The organism is Paraburkholderia sp. SIMBA_053 (genome assembly GCF_046534895.1).
Classification (GTDB): Bacteria; Pseudomonadota; Gammaproteobacteria; order Burkholderiales; family Burkholderiaceae; genus Paraburkholderia; species Paraburkholderia caledonica.
This window is the reverse complement of record NZ_JAWRXU010000627.1, coordinates 1-274: the sequence shown is the minus strand read 5'-3', so window position 1 is coordinate 274 and position 274 is coordinate 1. Positions and strand designations below refer to the sequence as shown.

The 274-nt window shown below is 65.7% G+C and carries 1 pseudogene; it reads right to left on the bottom strand.

The features are described from left to right. Window positions 1–12: 12 nt before the first annotated feature. Window positions 13–274, bottom strand: a pseudogene (locus SB753_RS37110) (transposase); the annotation flags it as partial.

Here is a 274-nt window from a genome sequence, read left to right as displayed (position 1 = left end):
CGTCAGGGTCTAGCGCAGTTCTGCCGGCAGCGGCGCGAACGCCGCACTGTAGGCATCAAGCGCCGCCTCGGCGGTGCTGCCATCAATCTTCACCAGCATCACGAACAGGGTGCTGCGATCAATCAGGGTCCCCACGGCCGAACGGTTGCCCGCACCCTTGATCAGATCGCCTTCCCAGTGTCCCGGAATCAACCGGTCGTTGGCCTCGGGCGGGCGCACATGAATGCTCACCATGTCGACGAGCTTCCCACGCCGGTCCTGCCCGCGTGTGCGC